The sequence below is a fragment of the Halorussus salinisoli genome (assembly GCA_005239435.1).
Lineage (GTDB): Archaea > Halobacteriota > Halobacteria > Halobacteriales > Haladaptataceae > Halorussus > Halorussus salinisoli.
This window is the reverse complement of record SZNP01000010.1, coordinates 188022-206808: the sequence shown is the minus strand read 5'-3', so window position 1 is coordinate 206808 and position 18787 is coordinate 188022. Positions and strand designations below refer to the sequence as shown.

General features: G+C 65.3%; 22 protein-coding genes. 10 read left to right on the top strand and 12 right to left on the bottom strand.

Features of this window, described 5'->3' with window-relative positions; all coding sequences use genetic code 11:
• Positions 1-125 precede the first annotated feature (125 nt).
• From E2484_RS23355 to E2484_RS23345, 3 genes are read right to left on the bottom strand one after another with little or no spacing between them, the layout of a single operon-like run.
• The gene (locus tag E2484_RS23355) at positions 126-707 is read right to left on the bottom strand and encodes a DUF655 domain-containing protein (RefSeq protein WP_137287600.1); all 582 of its coding nucleotides are present in this window, start codon (positions 705-707) and stop codon (positions 126-128) included.
• Positions 708-751: 44 nt separating this feature from the next.
• Positions 752-1108: an RNA polymerase Rpb4 family protein gene (locus tag E2484_RS23350; RefSeq protein WP_137287599.1), complete on the bottom strand. Its 357-nt coding sequence runs from the start codon at positions 1106-1108 to the stop codon at positions 752-754.
• 1 nt (position 1109) lies between these two features.
• Entirely contained in the window at positions 1110-1400 is a 291-nt protein-coding gene (locus E2484_RS23345) for a 50S ribosomal protein L21e (protein WP_137287598.1), read from the bottom strand.
• 125 nt (positions 1401-1525) lie between these two features.
• Between E2484_RS23345 and E2484_RS23340 the strand changes: the two genes are divergently transcribed.
• The 3 genes from E2484_RS23340 to E2484_RS23330 all read left to right on the top strand — a co-directional run bounded on the left by E2484_RS23340 (position 1526) and on the right by E2484_RS23330 (position 3842).
• On the top strand, positions 1526-2692 hold the full coding sequence (locus E2484_RS23340; protein WP_137287597.1) for a cystathionine gamma-synthase: 1167 nt from the start codon (positions 1526-1528) through the stop codon (positions 2690-2692).
• A 92-nt stretch (positions 2693-2784) separates the two neighbouring features.
• The gene (locus E2484_RS23335) at positions 2785-3414 is read left to right on the top strand and encodes a VOC family protein (RefSeq protein WP_137287596.1); all 630 of its coding nucleotides are present in this window, start codon (positions 2785-2787) and stop codon (positions 3412-3414) included.
• A gap of 101 nt (positions 3415-3515) precedes the next feature.
• Positions 3516-3842: a hypothetical protein gene (locus tag E2484_RS23330; RefSeq protein ID WP_137287595.1), complete on the top strand. Its 327-nt coding sequence runs from the start codon at positions 3516-3518 to the stop codon at positions 3840-3842.
• Positions 3843-3889: 47 nt separating this feature from the next.
• Here E2484_RS23330 and E2484_RS23325 read toward each other — a convergent pair whose 3' ends face one another.
• Positions 3890-4156, bottom strand: coding sequence for an elongation factor 1-beta (locus tag E2484_RS23325; protein ID WP_137287594.1), 267 nt, complete (start codon positions 4154-4156; stop codon positions 3890-3892).
• A 2-nt stretch (positions 4157-4158) separates the two neighbouring features.
• Positions 4159-4338 (bottom strand): HVO_2753 family zinc finger protein, encoded by a 180-nt coding sequence (locus E2484_RS23320; protein WP_128478397.1) that lies wholly within the window; start codon positions 4336-4338, stop codon positions 4159-4161.
• A gap of 292 nt (positions 4339-4630) precedes the next feature.
• On the opposite strand from E2484_RS23320, the gene E2484_RS23315 reads away from it, so the two are divergent.
• The gene (locus E2484_RS23315) at positions 4631-5587 is read left to right on the top strand and encodes an FKBP-type peptidyl-prolyl cis-trans isomerase (RefSeq protein WP_137287593.1); all 957 of its coding nucleotides are present in this window, start codon (positions 4631-4633) and stop codon (positions 5585-5587) included.
• A gap of 665 nt (positions 5588-6252) precedes the next feature.
• On the opposite strand, the gene E2484_RS23310 is transcribed toward E2484_RS23315, so the two are convergent.
• The 3 genes from E2484_RS23310 to E2484_RS25320 form a co-directional block, all read right to left on the bottom strand.
• Positions 6253-6879, bottom strand: a complete 627-nt coding sequence (locus E2484_RS23310) for an RAD55 family ATPase (RefSeq protein ID WP_137287592.1) — start codon at positions 6877-6879, stop codon at positions 6253-6255.
• A 27-nt stretch (positions 6880-6906) separates the two neighbouring features.
• Positions 6907-7593, bottom strand: coding sequence for a MinD/ParA family ATP-binding protein (locus E2484_RS23305; RefSeq protein WP_137287591.1), 687 nt, complete (start codon positions 7591-7593; stop codon positions 6907-6909).
• Positions 7594-7804: 211 nt separating this feature from the next.
• The gene (locus E2484_RS25320; RefSeq protein ID WP_170977473.1) at positions 7805-7975 is read right to left on the bottom strand and encodes an HEWD family protein; all 171 of its coding nucleotides are present in this window, start codon (positions 7973-7975) and stop codon (positions 7805-7807) included.
• Between the two features lie 311 nt (positions 7976-8286).
• Between E2484_RS25320 and E2484_RS23300 the strand changes: the two genes are divergently transcribed.
• On the top strand, positions 8287-9264 hold the full coding sequence (locus tag E2484_RS23300) for a YbhB/YbcL family Raf kinase inhibitor-like protein (RefSeq protein ID WP_137287590.1): 978 nt from the start codon (positions 8287-8289) through the stop codon (positions 9262-9264).
• 136 nt (positions 9265-9400) lie between these two features.
• The gene (locus tag E2484_RS23295) at positions 9401-10882 is read left to right on the top strand and encodes a sulfite oxidase (protein ID WP_137287589.1); all 1482 of its coding nucleotides are present in this window, start codon (positions 9401-9403) and stop codon (positions 10880-10882) included.
• Between the two features lie 29 nt (positions 10883-10911).
• On the opposite strand, the gene E2484_RS23290 is transcribed toward E2484_RS23295, so the two are convergent.
• Positions 10912-11391, bottom strand: a complete 480-nt coding sequence (locus E2484_RS23290) for an FKBP-type peptidyl-prolyl cis-trans isomerase (protein ID WP_137287588.1) — start codon at positions 11389-11391, stop codon at positions 10912-10914.
• A gap of 113 nt (positions 11392-11504) precedes the next feature.
• Positions 11505-12614, bottom strand: coding sequence for a D-xylose 1-dehydrogenase Gfo6 (gene gfo6, locus E2484_RS23285; protein ID WP_137287587.1), 1110 nt, complete (start codon positions 12612-12614; stop codon positions 11505-11507).
• Between gfo6 and E2484_RS23280 the strand changes: the two genes are divergently transcribed.
• Entirely contained in the window at positions 12613-13614 is a 1002-nt protein-coding gene (locus E2484_RS23280; RefSeq protein WP_137287586.1) for an EamA family transporter, read from the top strand. The genes gfo6 and E2484_RS23280 overlap by 2 nt on opposite strands.
• 78 nt (positions 13615-13692) lie before the next feature.
• A complete protein-coding gene (locus E2484_RS23275) occupies positions 13693-15477 on the top strand; it encodes an acyl-CoA carboxylase subunit beta (RefSeq protein ID WP_137287585.1) in 1785 nt (594 codons plus the stop codon).
• An 18-nt stretch (positions 15478-15495) separates the two neighbouring features.
• On the opposite strand, the gene E2484_RS23270 is transcribed toward E2484_RS23275, so the two are convergent.
• A complete protein-coding gene (locus E2484_RS23270; protein WP_137287584.1) occupies positions 15496-15936 on the bottom strand; it encodes a DoxX family membrane protein in 441 nt (146 codons plus the stop codon).
• Positions 15937-16247: 311 nt separating this feature from the next.
• Between E2484_RS23270 and E2484_RS23265 the strand changes: the two genes are divergently transcribed.
• Positions 16248-16622: a DUF5658 family protein gene (locus tag E2484_RS23265; protein WP_321113035.1), complete on the top strand. Its 375-nt coding sequence runs from the start codon at positions 16248-16250 to the stop codon at positions 16620-16622.
• 242 nt (positions 16623-16864) lie between these two features.
• On the opposite strand, the gene E2484_RS23260 is transcribed toward E2484_RS23265, so the two are convergent.
• Positions 16865-17347 carry a MaoC family dehydratase gene (locus E2484_RS23260; RefSeq protein WP_137287583.1) on the bottom strand — a complete coding sequence of 161 codons (483 nt, stop codon included), beginning with the start codon at positions 17345-17347 and terminating at the stop codon, positions 16865-16867.
• Between the two features lie 160 nt (positions 17348-17507).
• Here E2484_RS23260 and E2484_RS23255 point away from each other — a divergent pair, with 160 nt between their 5' ends.
• Complete coding sequence (locus tag E2484_RS23255) at positions 17508-18716, top strand: outer membrane protein assembly factor BamB family protein (protein ID WP_137287582.1); 1209 nt, start codon at positions 17508-17510, stop codon at positions 18714-18716.
• The last annotated feature ends 71 nt before the right edge of the window (positions 18717-18787 follow it).

Here is an 18787-nt window from a genome sequence, read left to right as displayed (position 1 = left end):
GTGCTGGGCAGTTGCGGTCTAAGAGACTCACGGAGTCGCTAGCTTCTCCGTCACGTCTGTCCATCGACAGCGGAATCCCGTCGTGTTCGCGTCCCGAACCCCGACTAAACCCGAAAAGAGGCCGCTTACTGCTGTTGTTCTTCGACGCGCACGAACGTCCGATACTTCAGGTCCTCCTCGCGGAGTTCCTCCAAGATGCGCTCGACCAGCACCTCTTTCGGGTCGTGAAGTCCGGACACCCGTTCCTCCAAGTCGCCGAAACTCTCGAAGGGCTTTCGCTTTCGCTCCTCTAGAATGTTGTTCCGGAGTTTCTTCCCGATGCCGGGCAAGAGATTCAACTGGTGGAGTCGTAGCGTGATCGGTTGGGCGTCGTTGTAGAAGTCCACGAATCGGCGGTCGTTCGACTCCACCACGTCCCGGATGGCGTGTTCGAGTTCCGACTGGGCCGCCCCGGAGAGGTCCTCGTATTCGATTTCCCGCACGCTCGCGACGAGGTCGTTCGACCGGTCGGCGTCGAGTCGGTCGGTGATGGTGAAACTCACGTCCTCTTCGAGCGTGACCTCGAACAGTCGGAACTCCTCGATTCCGAGCGCGTAGGTCAGCGCGGATTTCTGATGCTGTGGTCTATCGTCGTCGGCGCGACCGTGTGGGAGATAGTCCAGCACGACTGCTGGCACCCGCTTCTCGTCGTGATTCTGTTCGCTCATTGTCATGGAATACGGCGACGAACTACTTAAAGAGTTGGTGGCAATCAGTCGTATTTGGCGACGACGTTCAGGATGTCGTCGAGTTCGTCACCCGAGAGAGTGTAGCGCTCTTGGGCGTACACCGCGCGGAGTTCGTCCCGGTCTTTCGGCAGGATGTCGGTGATTTTGTACGCCGTCGGCTCGTCCACCTTGTCGAGTTCGAGCAGTTCCTCTACGAGTTCGCGGGACTCCTCGGCGTCGAGCGTGGCGAATCGGTTGACGTGTTCGATGGCGCGGGCCAACTCGTAGCGCATCTCCCGGTCCTCGTCGAGCGCGCGCTCCTCCTCGACGCCCGCGAGGAGTTCTTTGGCCTCCGCCGTGGTCAGGTGCTCCTCGTGGACCTTCTCCTTGAATATCGTCATGCTATTCCTGCGCTTTCAGGTGCGCGGGGGTGACGATGAGGGTCTTGTCCTTGCCGCGGTCGTTGATACCGACCTTGTAGGCCGCGCCCTGCTTACCGACGACTTCGCCGGTCTGGCCGTCGAAGCGCGGGTGGAATCGGCCCTTCTCGACGCTCGGGTCGATTTTGAGGTGGACCTTCTGGCCCTCCTCGTACTGCTGGACGGCGCGCTGAGGCGGGGAGGTACCGCGCTCTCGGTGGTCGTTCGAGAGTTTATCACGAGTGCTGTGGTAGGGTCCGTTCGAACTCGGCATAGTCGTACCTTCCTCTTGTTCTGTCTCCGTTATAAATGGCACGTTCCGCGTTCTTCGGACTCGAACGTCGCGCCGAGCGCGCCGGAAGGACAAGAGTAACCTGCCGCCCGGTCCTCGGTTTCCACATGGCCGACGACGAGGAGTTCAGATTCGAGACGCGGTCGATTCACGCCGGACAGGAACCCGACGAGGAGACCGGAGCGCTGATGACCCCCATCTACGCCAACTCCACCTACGAACAGGACGCGCCGGGCGAACACCGCGGCTACGAGTACTCCCGGACGGGCAACCCCACGCGCACGGACCTCGAGGCCAACGTCGCCAGCCTCGAAGGCGGCGAGTACGGCCGCGCCTTTTCGAGCGGGATGGGCGCGATAAACACGGTTCTGAACCTGCTCGAGTCCGGCGACCACGTCGTCGCCAGCGAGGACGTGTACGGCGGTACCCACCGAATCTTCACGCAGGTCTACGACCAGTACGACCTCGAATTCGACTTCGTGGACATGACCGACCTCGGCGAGACCGAGGCAGCCATGCGCGATTCGACCGAGTTGGTCTGGGTCGAGACGCCGACCAATCCCCTGCTCAATATCGTGGACATCGAGGGCACCGCGGAAATCGCAGACGAGTACGACGCGCTCTCGGTCGTGGACAACACCTTCGCCACGCCGTATCTCCAGCGCCCGCTCGACCTCGGCGCGGACGCGGTGACGCACTCGCTCACCAAGTACATGGGCGGCCACTCCGACGTGGTCGGCGGGGCCCTGGTGACCGACGACGAGGAACTTGACGACCAGTTCGGCTTCTACCAGAACAGCGTCGGTGCGACTCCCGGTCCCCACGACTGCTTCCTCGTTCTCCGCGGGACCAAGACCCTCCCGGTCCGGATGGACCGCCACTGCGACAACGCCCGCGCGCTCGCCGAGTGGCTAGAGTCTCACGACGACGTAGACCGTGTCTACTACCCCGGACTGGAGTCCCACCCGGACCACGACCTCGCCGCCGAACAGATGGACGACTTCGGCGGCATGGTCAGTTTCGAGATGGACGCCTCGCTCGAAGAGACCGCCGACGTAGTGAGCGAGACCGAGGTCTTCACGCTCGCCGAGAGTCTGGGCGGCGTCGAGAGCCTCATCGAACAGCCAGCGACGATGACCCACGCCGCGATTCCGAAGGAGGAGCGAGTGGCGGCCGGGCTTCGTGACGGTCTGATTCGGGCGAGCATCGGCATCGAGAACGTCGAGGACCTGAAGGCCGACCTCCAGCAGGCGTTCGACGCGGCGCTCGAATAGCACCCGAGGGACTCGTTTTCGAAAGGTGCGTCTCGTCTCGGTGACGCGAGTGTTACCTGAAACCTATTATCTCGGAGCGACTACCGGGACGCATGCCAGACCGACGCCGACCCGCAGACGACTTCGAGATCTCCGCCGACCCGCCGGACAGTCCGATGCACACCACCGGAACCGACCACGTCACTCTCGTCGGAAGCAACGCCGAGGACACCATCGAGTTCTACCGGGACATCCTCGGGATGCCGCTGGTCCTCCGGCAACCGAATCTCGACGACCCCTCCCAGACTCACCTCTTCTTCGACTCGGGCGACGGACGCATCGTCACCTTCTTCGTGAGCGACGACCGCGATTCGGACCCTCGGCCCCAGCGCACGGGCGTCGGCGGGGTCCACCACCTCTCGTTCAGTATCGACCCCGAGAAGTTCGTGGAGGTGCGCGAGGCCCTCGAAGACGCCGGGCGAGGCTACAACGAGTTCGACCGCGGCATCTTCCACTCGCTCTACACGCAGGACCACAACGGACTCGTCATCGAACTCTCGACCGACAAGTGGGCGATTCCCGACGACCGACGCGGCGAAGTGCTGGCGACCGCCCAGCGCATCCGCGAGGAGGACGGCGCCGACTTCGCCGAGGAGCGCCACCTCGAGGCCGCGCTGGACGAACTCGACATCGACGCGGAGAAGTTCGACCTGCCGGACGCCTCGACGGGCACTGGCGTCTGAGGAGCGAGTTCGACCCGCCGGAGCGCCGCCCCGAGTCGGGTCGAACGACGGGCAGTTTGGGGAACCGTTTTCACGCACCCCTTTCTCGGGAAGACCGACACGTGACCGACGAGACGGCCTCCGTCGTCCAGCACGTTCCGTTACTCGGGTATCTCGTGGCGTTCGTCCTGTTGGGCCTCGCCCTTATCACGAGAAGTAACGCGGTCGCGGCGCTCAGTCTCTTCGTTCTCGCTCTTGCGGTCGGTGCCAAGACCGTGTACGTTGCCAGGAACCGACAGCAGGCGCTCGATACCGGAGTCTACTTCCGGCGATACCTACAGTCGGGCGAACCGCCCGAGACCGCGGCCGAGGTCCAGAAGGAGGTCTGGGTTGGAACAGTCGAAACGACTGCCTTCCTCGTGACTGCGGTCGTGATTGCAGTCGCGTAGCTGTTCGGTTGCGGACGACCGGGAAAAACGAATCGAGTAAAAACCGCTTATATTCGACCGACGTTCTGGACTTCGACGCTCTCGACGTTCTCGACGTTCGAGAAGTTCTCTTCGACGGCCTCGGTGCCACCGGTGTCGTCGGGAACGATGACCGTCGGCAGGAGGGCGACGAGACCGAACGCGACTTCGTCGCGCTCGAAGCCGTTGATTTTGGCTCCTTCGGGGAGCGAGCTTTCGAGACGCTCCTGAAGGTCGTCGAGGTCGATTTCGGGGCTCTCCGGCATGACCTTGATTTTAGCGGCTACCTTTCCCATGATTACGGTCCCATGAACCCGCAGTCGGGGCACTCGTAGAGGTTGCTCTGCTTGCGACACTTGGCACAGCGGTAAATCTGCTGCCCGCAGTCGGGGCACTTGAACGACGCCGCGTTCGTCCCGGAGATGTTGATCCCGCAGGAGACGCACCGTCGCGCCTGCTTCTGTTTCGACTGACTCATACCTCCCTGTACCCGACCACGACTTTAAATCGTTTCGATAGGGCGCAACTCCCCATCACTCGCCAGCGAATCGGCCGAGATTGCTCCGAGCCGAGGTGAGGAACGGCCGACCGAAACGAAAACCGGTCGACCGAGACGAACAGCGAGTGACGAGTACCGAAATTCCATCCGACGGGGATTCGAATCGCCTGCAGTCGCGGTGACAGACCGGCGAATCCCTCCGCGGAGGCCCCCGTAACCGCCCGCGGTCCGAAACGTGATTCTTAAGGGGGGAACGAGCGACGTTTCGGGTATGAGTGAAGAACAAGAGGCCGACGTGGCCGACGACGAAGAACAAACGGAAGTCGAAGACGAGGCCACTGAGGGACTCCAGCGAGGGGACTTCATCCGCCTCGACTACACTGCGCGCACCGTAGAGGACGGCAACGTCGTAGACACCACCGACCCCGAGGTCGCCGAAGAAGAGGGTCTCGACGAGGAAGAGCGCGAGTTCGAACCGCGCACTATCGTCCTCGGCGAGGGCCACATCTTCGAGAACGTCGAAGAGGACATCATCGGCGAGGAGATCGGCCACTCCGGAAGCACGACCATCCCCGCCGGAGAGGCCTTCGGCGAGTACGACCCCGACGAGGTCAAGACCGTCAGCGCCGACAAGATTCCGGAAGACGAGCGTTACCCCGGCGCGCACGTCAACGTGGACGGCGACCACGGCCACGTCGAGACCATCATCGGCGGCCGCGCCCGCGTGGACTTCAACCACCCGCTGGCCGGTGAGGAGATCGAGTACGACTACGAAATCGTCGGCGAGGTCGAGGACCGCGTCGAGCAGGCTCAGGGCCTCATCTCGATGTTCCTCGACGCCGACCTCGAGATGTGGATCCAGACCGACGAGGTCGAAGAAGAGACGGTCGTCGAACCCGACGAAGACGACGAGGACGCCGAGCCGGAAACCGAGACCGAGACGGTCGAGAAGGAGACGCTCTACATCGAGAGCACGCCGCAGTTGGCGATGAACCAGCAGTGGATGTTCCAGAAGCAGCAGATCGCCCAGAACGTCATGGACCAACTGGGTCTCGACCGCGTCATCATCCAGGAGACCATCGAGGGCGGCGGCATGGGCCCGATGGGCGGCATGATGGGCGGCGGCATGGGCGGCGCTGACCTCGAAGAGGCGCTCGAAGACGCCGACGTGGACGAAGACGAAATCGTCGAAGAACTCGAAGAAACCGAAGGCGACGCCGAGGAGTAATCCCGACCAGTTCCTGCTTTCTTTTTCGCCGATAGCGCCGCGTCCGTCGAACTGGCACAGACGGAACGTATCTTCTCCCGTAGTGATTGGTGTGAACCGATGGCGTCGCCGAACTCGTGGTGAGACGACCTCGTAACGCGGGTTGCCGTCTTCTGGGCGGGAATCGGACTCGCCCCGACGGTAGTCGGTCTCTACGACGTGACCACGTACTCGTGCGAATCGTCGGCGACGAGCGGATGCGGTGACTCGTTCGAGTTCGTCCTCGTACTCTGGGGACTCCCGATTCTGGTTTTGGCGGTCGGGTCCGTCGGTCGTCGTCTGGCGATCCGGAACTCGAAACGTAGTGAGTCGGGCGATGGAAGGCCGAGAGCGCCAGTGGGGGAGCGGCAATCGCGGTAGACCGAGCGGAGCGATGTGAACCTCGTCAATGGTCCGCATGGCGACGTTTCGTGTTCGATGGGTCCTCGCCGGGCCTCGAACTCTCGGCATCGGCGTCCGGGATACAGGCGTGAAGGAGTCGAGCGACGAAACGGGACCAAAGCAGGTTAGAAAGAGCCCCCGGGTCGGTTGGTCGGCGAGGCGGAATCCGAGGACTGGTCGGCACGCTATCGCGTCGCCGAACACCACGCGAAGCGCTCGGCGGAGGAGGAGTCAGAAGTCCGGTCTCACGCGATGTCCCGACTCGTGTCGATGCGGACCGATTCGGCGAGTTCCAGTTTGATGGTCTCGGGGAGCGCCCGGCCGCCGCGGAACTTGGGCACCGCGAGACGGGTCTCGACCGTGTCGCCGGAGTACTCCGTGTGGAGTTGGAACACCACGTCGGCGACGTGTTCGGTCACGTCGCGGGTGTCCGGCACCGACCGGCCGTCCAGACAGTGGAGAATCGCCACCCCCTCCGTGTTGTGGAGGTGGTTCTGGAGGTCGTTGAGGAAGTTCCGATATCGGCCCTCGTCTTGCTTCTCCAGCAGGTCCACGGGGTCGACGATGAGATTCGAGTCCTCGGGAAGTCGGCGAAAGAGGCGCTGAGAGTGGTCCAGCGGGGCGTCGCCCGGGACGCGTCGCACGTCGGGCGACCCCGTGTGGCCGGGTGCGCGCTCCAGCGCCTTGGTCACGGCGGCCTCGTCGCGGTCTGTCGAGAGGTAGAGCGTCTGGCGGGCCGAAGTGAACTCGTAGAGCAGTAGCTCTGCCTGACTCGCCGGCGGGGCCGAGAGCGAAACGATGCTCCCTTTCGGTAGCCCTCCGTCGAGTTCTCTGTCTAACACGTCGATGCCCGTCGAGAGACGCCGTGCCACGTATTTGCACGATTAAGCGACGTTGTTTCATAAGTATTTGGGCTGAAGTTCTGACACGAGGCTGTCGTATGCGGCCCGTATCCTGTCGCTTGCGAGCGGTTTTCCGCCTCGCAGAACCTCGGCGTCGTTCGAGTCGATTCCAGCGTCGGGGACGACGCCCACGACCGGGCAGTCGAACAGGCGATCGACCCCCTCCGGCGGGTCGTCGGCCCGCGAGACGACCGCACCCGCGACCGGAGTGTCGAGTTCGCGGGCCATCGCGGCGGTCTTGGACGCGTCACGCAGGCAGGCGGGGTCGGTGGTGGTCACGACCAACGCGGCGTCGGCGGCCCGGAGCGGCGCGACCGCGTCCGGTCCCGCACCTGCCGGGCAGTCGAGGAGGACGGCGTCGGCGCATCCCCGGACGCGCGCCAGCGGCCTGGGTACGGCGGAACGGGAGTTCTCGACTGCCGGAGGCCCACTCGCGGCGGGAAGAACCTCGACGCCGGGCGTCGGCGTATCGGCGGTTGCGGCGACCATCCGCGGCGACCACCCTGCGGCCACGGCGTCGAGTCCGGGGTCGCGCGACACGCCAGCCATCGCGTGTAGGTCGGGCATCTCCCTGTCGGCATCGACCGCGACGACGGTCCTTCGCTGGCGGACGAGGGCCCCCGCGAGTGCGAGCGTCGTGGTCGTCTTCCCTGCTCCGCCCTTTCCTCCGGCGACTGCTAACATATCTCCGGTTCGTCGCCCGCTCGGATTTGAACGTTCGGGTGCGACCCCGGTAACGTGGAGGACCAGACAAGAGAGTACCGTTCTCAGGACGCTCTATACATCCTTAGGAAACATTTTCAATCGCTATGAAAACGAAATTCTTGCTGAGAGAGGTGTGGTTCTTACCGAACACCGGGGGTTTCGGGGCGACTCTTCGAGTCGCTCGCCGGTGCTACCCCCGAATCGGCTGATACGCGCCGTTGATGTCCCACTCGTGGATGCAGAAGGGGTCTCCCGCGCGCGAATCGTCCTGTATTCGCCAGTTCCGTACCTCGTCGTCCCATACGTCGCGTCGGCCGCACCGCTGGCACTCGCGTTCTCTCGGCGGGTCCAGTTGGATCATTGCGTGAGAAGAAGACGCACGGGTTGATAAACCACTCCCCTACATCAGAGTTTGCCGGAGTTGGTTCGAAATCCCCACCACGCACCGCAGAAATCGTAGAACTAGTGTCGGTTTAAAAAGCCTCCGCGAGCGCGCGGCCCCTTTCAGTCCCACCCGAGACGGTCGGTCGGCGAGGCGGAATCCGTGGTTCGGTCGGCCTGCTATCGCCTGTTGGTCGGTCTGCCTTCGCGTGTTCGGACGTCGCCGGTCTCGGAGGGAGGAGACCTGTGGCTGGAGTAACTATTTCCGGACCGGCGTAGAAGCACGGTCACATGCGCAGACGCACGCTTCTGCGCTCGGCCGCGGTGGCCGCGACGATTGGGGGGACGACAGTGCTGACGGCGAGTGGGAACCGCGGTGGGCAAGAGACGACGACCGAGGTACAGGAAACGACTCCTCGAACCGGAGCGGAGTTCACCATCGCCACCGAGGCGTGGGAGAACGGCGAGGCCATCCCGACGCAGTACACCTGCGAGGGGGAGAACGTCTCGCCGCCGTTCACCATCTCGAACCCGCCCGAGGGGACCGAAGCGTTCGCGCTGGTGATGGACGACCCCGACGCGCCGAACCCGCCGTTCGTCCACTGGTTGCTCTGGAACGTCCCGGCCGACGCGACCGAGATTCCGGAGAACGTCCCGACGAGCGAGACTGTAGACGACCTCGGCGGCGCAGTACAGGGCGCGAACGACACCGGCGAACTCGGCTACGTCGGCCCGTGTCCGCCGGAGGGCGACCCGCAGCACACCTACCTGTTCAGCCTCTACGCGCTCGAATCGCCGCTGGACCTCGACCCCGGTGCGGAGTACCCGCAGGTGGTCGAAGCCGTCGTGCAGAACGCGCTGAACCGGGCGCAGTACGTGGGGCAGTACGAGCGGAGCGCCGAGACCACGGCCGACGGCGAGCGGACGACCACCCCGGCGGGTGGCGAGACGGTGGACGTGGCAGTCGGACCGGAGGGCAACTACCTAAACTTCGTCCCCGAAGAGGTCGAGATCTCGGTCGGCGACACGGTTCGATGGACCTTCGAGAGCGAAGGTCACAACGTGACCGCCAAACCCGAGGCTTCGACCAAGGTCCAACTCCCCGAGGGCGCGGAACCGTTCGCCACCTACGAGGGGAATCGCTCGTTCATGGTGGTGGAAGTCGGCGAGATGTTCGAGCACACCTTCAGTGTGCCCGGCACTTACGTCTACGTCTGCGCTCCCCACGCGGACCAGGGGATGGTCGGCCGGGTGGTCGTAGAGGGGTAGGTACTCGGCCGACAGCGTGGGGAAGCGGGCGCTCGACCAACGGAATACTTCGGAGCGCGCGCGAGTTCGATTAAGCCGCGTCAAAATTCCACCTCAGAGGGAGGTTTATGATGATAGGTATCACCAAACAGTACGCATGTCCGGGGGACAAGGGGACGACACGGACGGCGAGACACCGCGGCGTCGGTATCTCGACCGGCGTCGGTTTCTGATGGCGAGTGGCACACTCGCGGGAGTTGGCGTGCTAGCGGGCAACGTCGGGGGACAGGACGGCGAAACTACGACCGAGGGCGGACAGGAGACCACGACACGGCAACCAGAGGAGCCGAGTCTGGAGGAGCAGTATCCGGGATTACGCATCCTCTCGGCCGACCCAGAGAACGCCGAGGCGGCCTCACGGACGACCTACGAGAGTTTCATCACACCGCGAGAGGAACACTACATCCGGAACCACTATCTGTCGCCCGACATCGACGCCGACGAGTGGACCGTCTCACTGACCGGCATGGTCGACGAGGAGGTCGAACTCTCGATGGATGAGATTCGCAACGGCTACTCGACCGAAACCGTCACCCACACGATGCAGTGTTCGGGCAACGGCCGGTCGTACTTCGAACCGCAAGTCGGGGGCAATCAGTGGACGTTCGGCGCGGTCGGCAACACCGTCTGGACCGGCACGCCCGTCAGCGAGATTCTGGAGCAGTACGGCGCGAACACCGACGAGGGAGCGTGGCTGTCTGTCATGGGGGGTGACGCACCCGAGGGCGAGGACATCTTCACGCGCTCGATTCCGATGTCGAAGGTGATGGACGACTGCCTGCTGGCCTACGAGATGAACGGGAGTCCGATGAACGCGGAACACGGCTTCCCGGTCCGACTACTGGTTCCCGGGTGGTTCGGTAACAACAACGTCAAGTGGGTCGACCGGATGCACGTCATGGACCGGATGGTCTTCGGCGACGAGTGGGAGACCGAAGACCAGCGACTCTACACCCACTGGCAGCAGTACTCCTACCGACTCATTCCGATAGACGAGGAGGTCAACCAGCAACCCAGCATCTCCATCTTCGACACGCAGGACCAGATGGACTCCGACGAGATTCGCCACCCCTACCTGTACGACCAGATGGTGAAGTCGCTGGTCGGTTACCCGCCCGAAGACGCCACGGTCAGGCCGGGACCGGGCGGAACCGTCGAAATCGTCGGGGTCGCGTGGGCGGGCGACGACGAGGTGTCGATGGTCGAAGTCTCGACCGACGGCGGCGAGACGTGGAACGAGGCCGAGTTCTTCGGTCCGGTGATGGGTCCCGCCTCGTGGCGGCAGTTCCGATACGTCTGGGACCCCGAACCCGGCGACCACACGGTCATGTCGAGAGCCACCGACGAGCAGGACCGGACTCAGCCCGCGACCATCTCCAATCCCGACGAGAAACTGCTCGGTATCGAGGACGACAAGTACCCGTGGAACACGGGTGGCTACGGCGCGACCGCCTACGAACCACTCGCGGTCGAGGTCACGGTCGAAGCGACCGAGGGCGAGACGCCCGGCGGCGAGACGACGACCGATGGCAACGAGACGACGACCGAAGCTGCCGGGACCACGACGACCTCTTCGTAGCGAAGTCCGAGCCGGTTCGGTTCAGTTTTTCAGTCGTCGGCGTACACGTCGAGGAGTTTCACGTCGAACTCGACAGGTAGTCCCGCGAGTTCGTGGTTGAAGTCCACCGTGGCGGTCTCGTCGTCCACCTCGGTTATCCACCCGGTGTCGCCGGTCTCGGACCGGACGAGTTCGCCGGGTTCGGCGTCCACGTCGCTTCGCGCTTCGAGGTCCGCTCGCGGTACCTCGATTACTCGATCGTCGTCGCGCTCGCCGAAGGCGGCCTCGGGGTCGACCCGTACGGTTCGCTCCTCGCCAACTTCCATCTCCCGGACCACCTCGTCGAGTCCCGGTACGACCTTCTGTTCGCCCACGCGGAACTCCAGTGGCTTGTAGTCGCGGTTCCCGTGGTAGATTCCCGACTCGAGTGCCACGTCCACGTCGGTCGTGTCGAAGACCTCCCCGGCGTCCTCGCCCTCGGCGACCCGGCCCGTGTAGTGTACGACCGCTATGTTACCTCGAGAGGCCATAAGCTACCACTCGACGTTCCCCCTCTTGAATCCGGGGGAGTGTTCAGTGGCTCGGGACCGGATACGCGAGTGTAACTCCGAATACGCGGAGACTACGCGACACGCGCTAGATACTACACGTTCACGTCGCCGACCTCCACCCTCCGCCCCGTCTCGGCCGACTCGTAAATCGCCTCGACCGTCTCCACGTCGGCCACGCTGTCGCGGCCGTCCGGTTCCGGAGTCGCGTCGGCCAGCACGCAGTGGGCGAAGTAATCGAACTCCTCGGCGACCTCGTTGACGTACGGGCCGGTGTACTCGACGCGCTCGTCGCCGCACTCGACCGTGAGCGTCGGGTGACTCTCGGAGTCGAACGCCGGATTCAGGACCGCCTGCCCCTCGGTGCCGACGAGTCGGAGTCGGTCGTCGGCCTGCGCGCGGTAGCTCGCGGAGCAGGAGGCGGTCACGGCGTCGGGGAACTCCAACTGGAAGGCGACGTGTTCGTCCACGCCAGTGAACTCGTCGTCGGGCGAGTGGGTCGTGGCTCGGGCCGCGACGGGGTCGGCGTCGAGCAGGAACCGGACCGCGTTCAGGGGGTAGACGCCCACGTCCATCAGCGCGCCGCCGCCCGCCATCTCGGGGTCGAGTCGCCACTGGTCGGGACCGGCCTGCCGGAGGATGTGGCCCGAAAACCAACCGTGGAACGCCACCGGATCGCCGAGAATCCCGTCCCGGACCATCTCCCGAAGGCGGCGCATCGCGGGTTCGACCTGCGGCCGGTAGGCCACCATCAGCGTCACGCCCGCGTCCTCGCAGGCCCGGACCATCTCGCGGGCGCGGTCGGCGTTCACCTCGATGGGTTTCTCGCAGAGGACGTGCTTGCCGTGGCCGGCTGCAGTCCGTGCGTAGTCGAGGTGGAGCGCGTTCGGCCCCGCGACGTAGACTGCGTCGAAGGCATCGACGCCCTCGCCGGCCTCGAACTGGTCGTAGTCGAGAATCGTGTCGACGCCGTACTCGTCGGCGACCGATTCGGCCTTCTCCCGAGAGCCACTCACGAGCGCCGTGACCTCGCAGAGGTCGGTGCGGTCGGTCGTGCCGTCGCTCCTTGCCCCGCCCGCCAGCGCGGGCAGGACGTGTTCGCGGGCGAATCCGCCGAGACCGACGAGGGCTACCCGAACCGTCCCCTCGTCGACGGTCTGCCAGTCTCGGGCCGCGAACTCCTCGAAGTAGGCGTCGAGGTTCATGTCCGTCCTCTCGGTCCGAACGCCGGAAAGCCTACCGGCGTCCGTCGGGCGAGCGACTGGCGCGGGTCCGCCCCGGCAGGCGTCGGCCGGGCGTTTCTTCCCGGCCGACCGAGAACGTCGCGCCGTGGTAGGTCTCGGAATCTGGTACGCGACGCTCTCGGCGCTCGTCTGGGGAGGGTATCTGTTCGGACTGAAACGGTACTTCTCGGGGTATCCGCCCGCGGTGGTCATCGTCGCCGCCAACGCGGCCGGAGTCGCGTGGTATCTCCCGGTTACCCTTCTCTCGCCAGCCGACGGTCCGGTTTCGGGTGAACTGTCCCTCTCGGCGCTCGCGCTCGTCGGCTTCGTACTCGTCGCCAGTGCTGTGGCCTACCTCGCGCTCCTCTACGCACTGTCGGCCGGGGACGTGTCCTACGTCGCGCCGCTCGGGAAACTGGTCCCCGCGTTCACCCTGCCGCTGGAGGTCCTGTTCGTCGGCGAGCATCTCACGCCGTCGCAGGTCGTCGGCGTCGGTTTCGCCACGCTCGCGGTCTACCTCGCCAACTACCAGCACACTGGCCTGCTCGCTCCGATTCGTCGGGCCGCGACGAATCGGCCCGCCCAACTCGCGCTCGGGAGCGCCGCCCTCTACGGCGCGGTGGACGTGGGGACGCGCGTGCTGTTGCAGGGCGTCGGCGTCCGCTCGGACGTGTGGGTCCTCGTCTACACCGGCGGTGTCGCGGTCGTCCTCCTGCCCGTCGCGGTGCGCCAGTGGCCCGACGAGTTCGCCTCGGCCGTGCCGAAGTTCGCCGCGCTGGGCGCGGTCGTCGCGGTGGCGACCCACACGATGACCAAAGCCTTCGCGGTGCTCCCGGCGAGCGTGGTCTCGCCGATTCTCAACACGCAGGCCATCGTCGCGGTCGTCCTCGGCGGTCTCCTGCTCGGCGAGGACCGATTCGCGCTCCGACTGGTGGCCGGTGCGGTCGCAATCGTGGGCATCTCGCTCATCGCGCTCGGCTGAGGCCGCGGTCGGCCGACGGCAAGATTCGGTCGAATCCAAAGGGAAAACTGTTTGAAATCGCTGGCCGCAGTCCCCTACATGAAAGTCCGTATCAGCGACGAGGCGACCGACGAGGAAGCCTCTGCCATCGCGGAGGCGCTCGCCCAGCACGTCCGCGACGAGGTAGAGGTGTTCGTGGGCGACGCCGACTCGCCCGCAGTAGTGCACGAGGCACCCGTAGCCGCCGGGTCGGGGTCCGCCACCGCGGGGTCGGCGGACGCTACTGAGACGGCCGACGACGACCTCGGCCCGACCGACCGAGAGCGCGCCCTCTGGGACGAAATCGAGGACATCGAGTTGGGTGGCCCCGAGAAGTACAAGCAACGCCTCGAAGAGCAGGGCAAACTGTTCGTGCGCGACCGCCTCGACCTCTGGTTCGGGGAAGACGGTATGCTGTTCGAGGACGGCAAGTTCGCCAACTTCGACGCGTGGCATCCCGACAGTCCGGAAGTCGAGGAAGGAAACGACGATAGATTGCCGGGCGACGGACTACTCACGGGCGCGGCCGAGTTCGAGGGCCGCGAGTTGCACTTCATGGCCAACGACTTCACCGTCAAGGCCGGGTCGATGGCCGAGAAGGGCGTCGAGAAGTTCCTCCGGATGCAACAGCGCGCGCTGAAGAACGGCAAGCCCGTCCTCTACCTGATGGACTCGTCGGGCGGTCGTATCGACCAGCAGACCGGTTTCTTCGCCAACCGCGAGGGCATCGGCAAGTACTACTACAACCACTCGATGCTCTCGGGCCGGGTCCCCCAGATCTGCGTCCTCTACGGTCCCTGCATCGCCGGCGCGGCCTACACCCCCGTCTTCGCCGACTTCACCATCATGGTCCGGGGCATGTCCGCGATGGCCATCGCCTCCCCGCGGATGGTCCAGATGGTCACGGGCGAGGACATCGAGATGGAGGACCTCGGCGGCCCGGACGTTCACGCCCAGTATTCGGGGAGCGCAGACCTCGTGGCGGACGACGAGGAGCACGCCCGCGAACTCGTCGCCGATTTGATTTCGTATCTGCCCGACAGCGCCGACGAGAAGCCTCCGAAGGCCGAGAGCAAGCCCCCGGTCAAGTCCCCGGAGGGAATCGACTCCATCGTCCCGCAGGAGCCGAACAAGGGCTACGACATGACCGACGTCATCGACCGCGTGGTCGACGAGGACTCCTACTTCGAACTCAAGTCCGAGTACGGCAAGGAGATACTCACTGCGTTCGCCCGCATCGACGGCCGACCGGTCGGCATCGTCGCCAACCAACCGGCGCAGCGCGCCGGGGCCATCTTCCCCGACGCCGCCGAGAAGGCGGCGGAGTTCATCTGGACCTGCGACGCCTACGAGATTCCCCTGCTCTACCTGTGCGACACGCCCGGCTTCATGGCCGGGTCGCAGGTCGAGAAGGACGCCATCCTGGAGAAGGGCAAGAAGTTCATCTACGCTACGTCCTCGGCCACGGTGCCCAAGCAGACCGTCGTCGTCCGGAAGGCCTACGGTGCGGGCATCTACGCGATGGGCGGCCCGGCCTACGACCCCGAGAGCGTCATCGGTCTCCCCTCGGGCGAGATCGCCATCATGGGTCCGGAGGCCGCGATCAACGCTGTCTACGCCCGCAAGCTCTCGGAGATCGACGACGAGGAGGAGCGAGCGAAGAAGGAGCAGGAACTCCGCGAGGAGTACCGCGAGGACATAGACGTGCATCGGATGGCCAGCGAGGTCGTCATCGACGACATCGTGCCGCCGAGTACGCTCCGGACCGAACTCGAAAACCGGTTCGCCTTCTACGAGGACGTCGAGAAGGAACTACCGGACAAGAAGCACGGGACGGTTCTGTAGTCGCCGGTACTCCGTCCTTCATCCGGACTCGACCCCGCGTACCGCGTCCACGAACACGCCGAGTGCCAGCCCTGCCAATCCGATATCTCGGGCGATTACGTCCCCGAACCGACCCGTGGTCGCCCAGACTATCAGGAGGTAGCCGACCGTCGCCGAGAGCGAGGCGGCCGCGACTGCGGCGGCGATCGCCGTGTACCGGTCGGCCAGCAACGCGACTCCGAAGCCGATTTCGAGCCACCCGTTGAGGAGCATGAAAACGACGGGCGAGACGACCAGAAGCGGCGCGAGCCAGTCGGTGACGTACACCGTCCACGCGCCGGGGTCGAGCAGTTTGTGGACGCCCGCCGCGACCAGCATCGCTCCGAGTCCCCCGCGCGTCAGGACGGCCGACGAGGGAAGTCGGGACGCCGCCCGGCCGAACGTCGATTCGAGGGGCCGTCTCGCGTCGCTATCGGACATGCGTCGGAGTAGGAAGTCGGCGGCCGAAAACCCCCCGTTCGGGCGGCCGGACGACCGTCGGCGAACGTGACGGCCGGACGGGTGAGACCCACCGCGTAATAGCGACCTGCCTCGCCGTAGTGACCCGATAACCCGTATTTCGGGAGGACTGGACGGTGAGTAGCTCGTTCTGCCGCGCTCGTCGGGCCGTCGGTAACTCCGCGACTGACCCGGTTAACGCCGCGTGTCAGGAGCTAAGGAGACGTATAACAATGGACCGTCTCGTCGTTCGTCAGTCCGTCACGAGGCGCGTAACGCGCCGGACTTTCATCATGAGCTCTGACGGACGCCATTGGCCGACGCTGACCCGCACGGGAGACGGACGCCTGACCGCTCCGCTGGCGGGAATCGACGGGTGGGAGCGCACGCTCTGGATACTCGTGGGGGTCGCACTCGTGGGCGACCTGCTCACGACCTACTACGGTCTCCGAATCGGCCTCTCGGAGTCGAACCCGGTCGCCCGCACCGCGATAGACCAGTTCGGCTTCTCGGCGATGGTCGGGATGAAACTGTTCGCCGTCGGCGTCGGCGTGGTCTGTCGCCAGCTTTTGCCGGACCGTCACGGCCTGCTCGTACCCGCCGGGTTGGCGGTGCCGTGGACCGCTGCGGTCGTCATCAACCTCTCGCTGTACGCTATCGTGCTGTAGCACCTGTTGTCCGTCTGTTCTCCACGCCGGCGACCGATGGTGCGGTCGTCGTTGCCGTACTCGTGTCCCGCAGAAGCCGTGACAAACGAAGCAGAGAAATATATACATTTCCAATAGAACCAAAAATATTTCTTCTATAACGGTATTTGAGTCCCTCGCGTGGCCACGGAACCCCGAGAACGCCACCCGCGCTCGCTCGGTCACTGCGTTCCCTCGCTCGCCGACCGACTGGCGACCGGAGGCTACTGCTCGTCCTTCTTCAGCGACAGCACCGTCCGGTCGAACTCGCAGACCAGCGTCTCGTCGCCGCTTCCGTCCTCGCCGTCGTCTGCGTTCACCTTGAACGCCTCGACGTGCATCGTCACGACGCCGCGTTCGCCGTCGCTGGTCTCGCGCTTGTCGGTCACGGTCGATTGGGCGCGGATGGTGTCGCCGTGGAACACCGGATTGGGATGCTCCACCTCGTCGTACGAGAGGTTGGCGACGATGGTGCCGTCGGTGGTGTCGGGAATCGAGAGTCCCACCGCGAGGCTCATCGTGTAGAGTCCGTTGACCAACCGCTCGCCGAACTGAGTATCCGCGGCGAAGTCGGCGTCGAGGTGGAGCGGTTGCTGGTTCATCGTCATGTCGCAGAACTGCTGGTTGTCGCTCTCGCTGACGGTGCGGCGCTTCTCGTGTTCGATGGTCTGGCCGACCTCGAACTCCTCGTAGTAGAGACCGCTCATGGGCGAACGGTCGGTACGTCCCGGCAAAAACCCCGCCGATTTCGGTCGGCGACGCACCGTCGCCCGGTCTCAGGCCGCGCCTGAAACCCGGTAACGAGGCCATAACAAAGGATAAGACGCGAATAAATCGGGTCGCAGTCAGTCACAGTCGAGGCTCACCATGTCTGAAGACGCAAGCCGGTTCGAGTGGGCGCGACCACGAACAGGGGACGAACGCGCTGGCTCTACCACCGGACCCGAAGCGGTGCGAGGGACGCCGCGGGGCGCGACGCCCTCGGCCGGTGAGTCGGACGCACGCGAAGCGAGGCGCACACAGCGCCAGCGTGCGCGTCCGACCGAGGCTACGCGAGACCCGCGCGTGACCGACGCGGACGACCGGGTCTCGACTTCGGAGCGGTCGCGGGTTCGTTTCCGGTTTCGGGCCACCGGCCCGGCCGAAACCGCGCCCGTGGTCCGCGACGGGACGGTGTTTCTCGGCTGTGCGAACGGCTGCACGCACGCGTTCGACGCCGACGACGGAACCGAACGCTGGTCGTTCCGAGTGGCCGGCCGAGTCACCGCGCCCGCTGTCGCGGACGGAGTCGTGTACTCCGGAACGAACGGCGGTACGGTCCTCGCACTCGACGCTGCGACGGGCGACCGTCGGTGGGAGTTCGCGGCCGACGGAGCCGTACAGGCGGCCCCGGCGGTCGCCGACAGAACGGTGTTCGTCGCGGCCGAGGACGGACGAGTCGCGGCCCTCCACGCCGCGGACGGCTCCCGACTCGGGGCGTTTCGGAACGCCGCGCGGGCGCTCTGTGCGCTCGCAGTGGACGGCGAGCGACTCCTCCTCGCGAGCCTCGACGGCGGTGCGTACGCCCACGACCTGACCGACGGCCGCGAACACTGGCGCTTCGAGCCCTCCCTCGCGGTCCGAGACGCGCCCGCAGTCGCGGACGGCGTCGCCTATCTCGGGACGGTAGACGACGGCCGCGTGTACGCCCTCTCGGCGGTCACCGGGCGCGAGCAGTGGAGAGCCGAGACGGGAGCGGGCGTGTGGGCGTCGCCGACAATCGCCGACGGGACCGTCTTCGTGGGAAGTGGAGACGGGACCGTCTACGCGCTCGACGCCGACGACGGGACGGTCGCGTGGCGCACCGACGTCGGTGCGCGAATCTGGGCGTCGCCGACGGTCGCCGACGAGGCGGTCATCGTCGGAACCGACGCAGGGGACGTGTACGCGATAGCCAGGGAGGAAGGGACGGTGCTGTGGTGGTACCGGGCGGACGACGCCGTGGTCGCACCCGTGACCGTCGCCGACAAGACGGCGTACGTGGCCGACCGCGGCGGGGCCGTCACTGCGCTTTCTCTTACCGAGGACTCCGTCTGAAGTGACCGCACTGGAGTCGCGCTCCTGCGAGCTATTCCACGAGGTTGAAAGCCCGTGGCGTCGTTTCTACG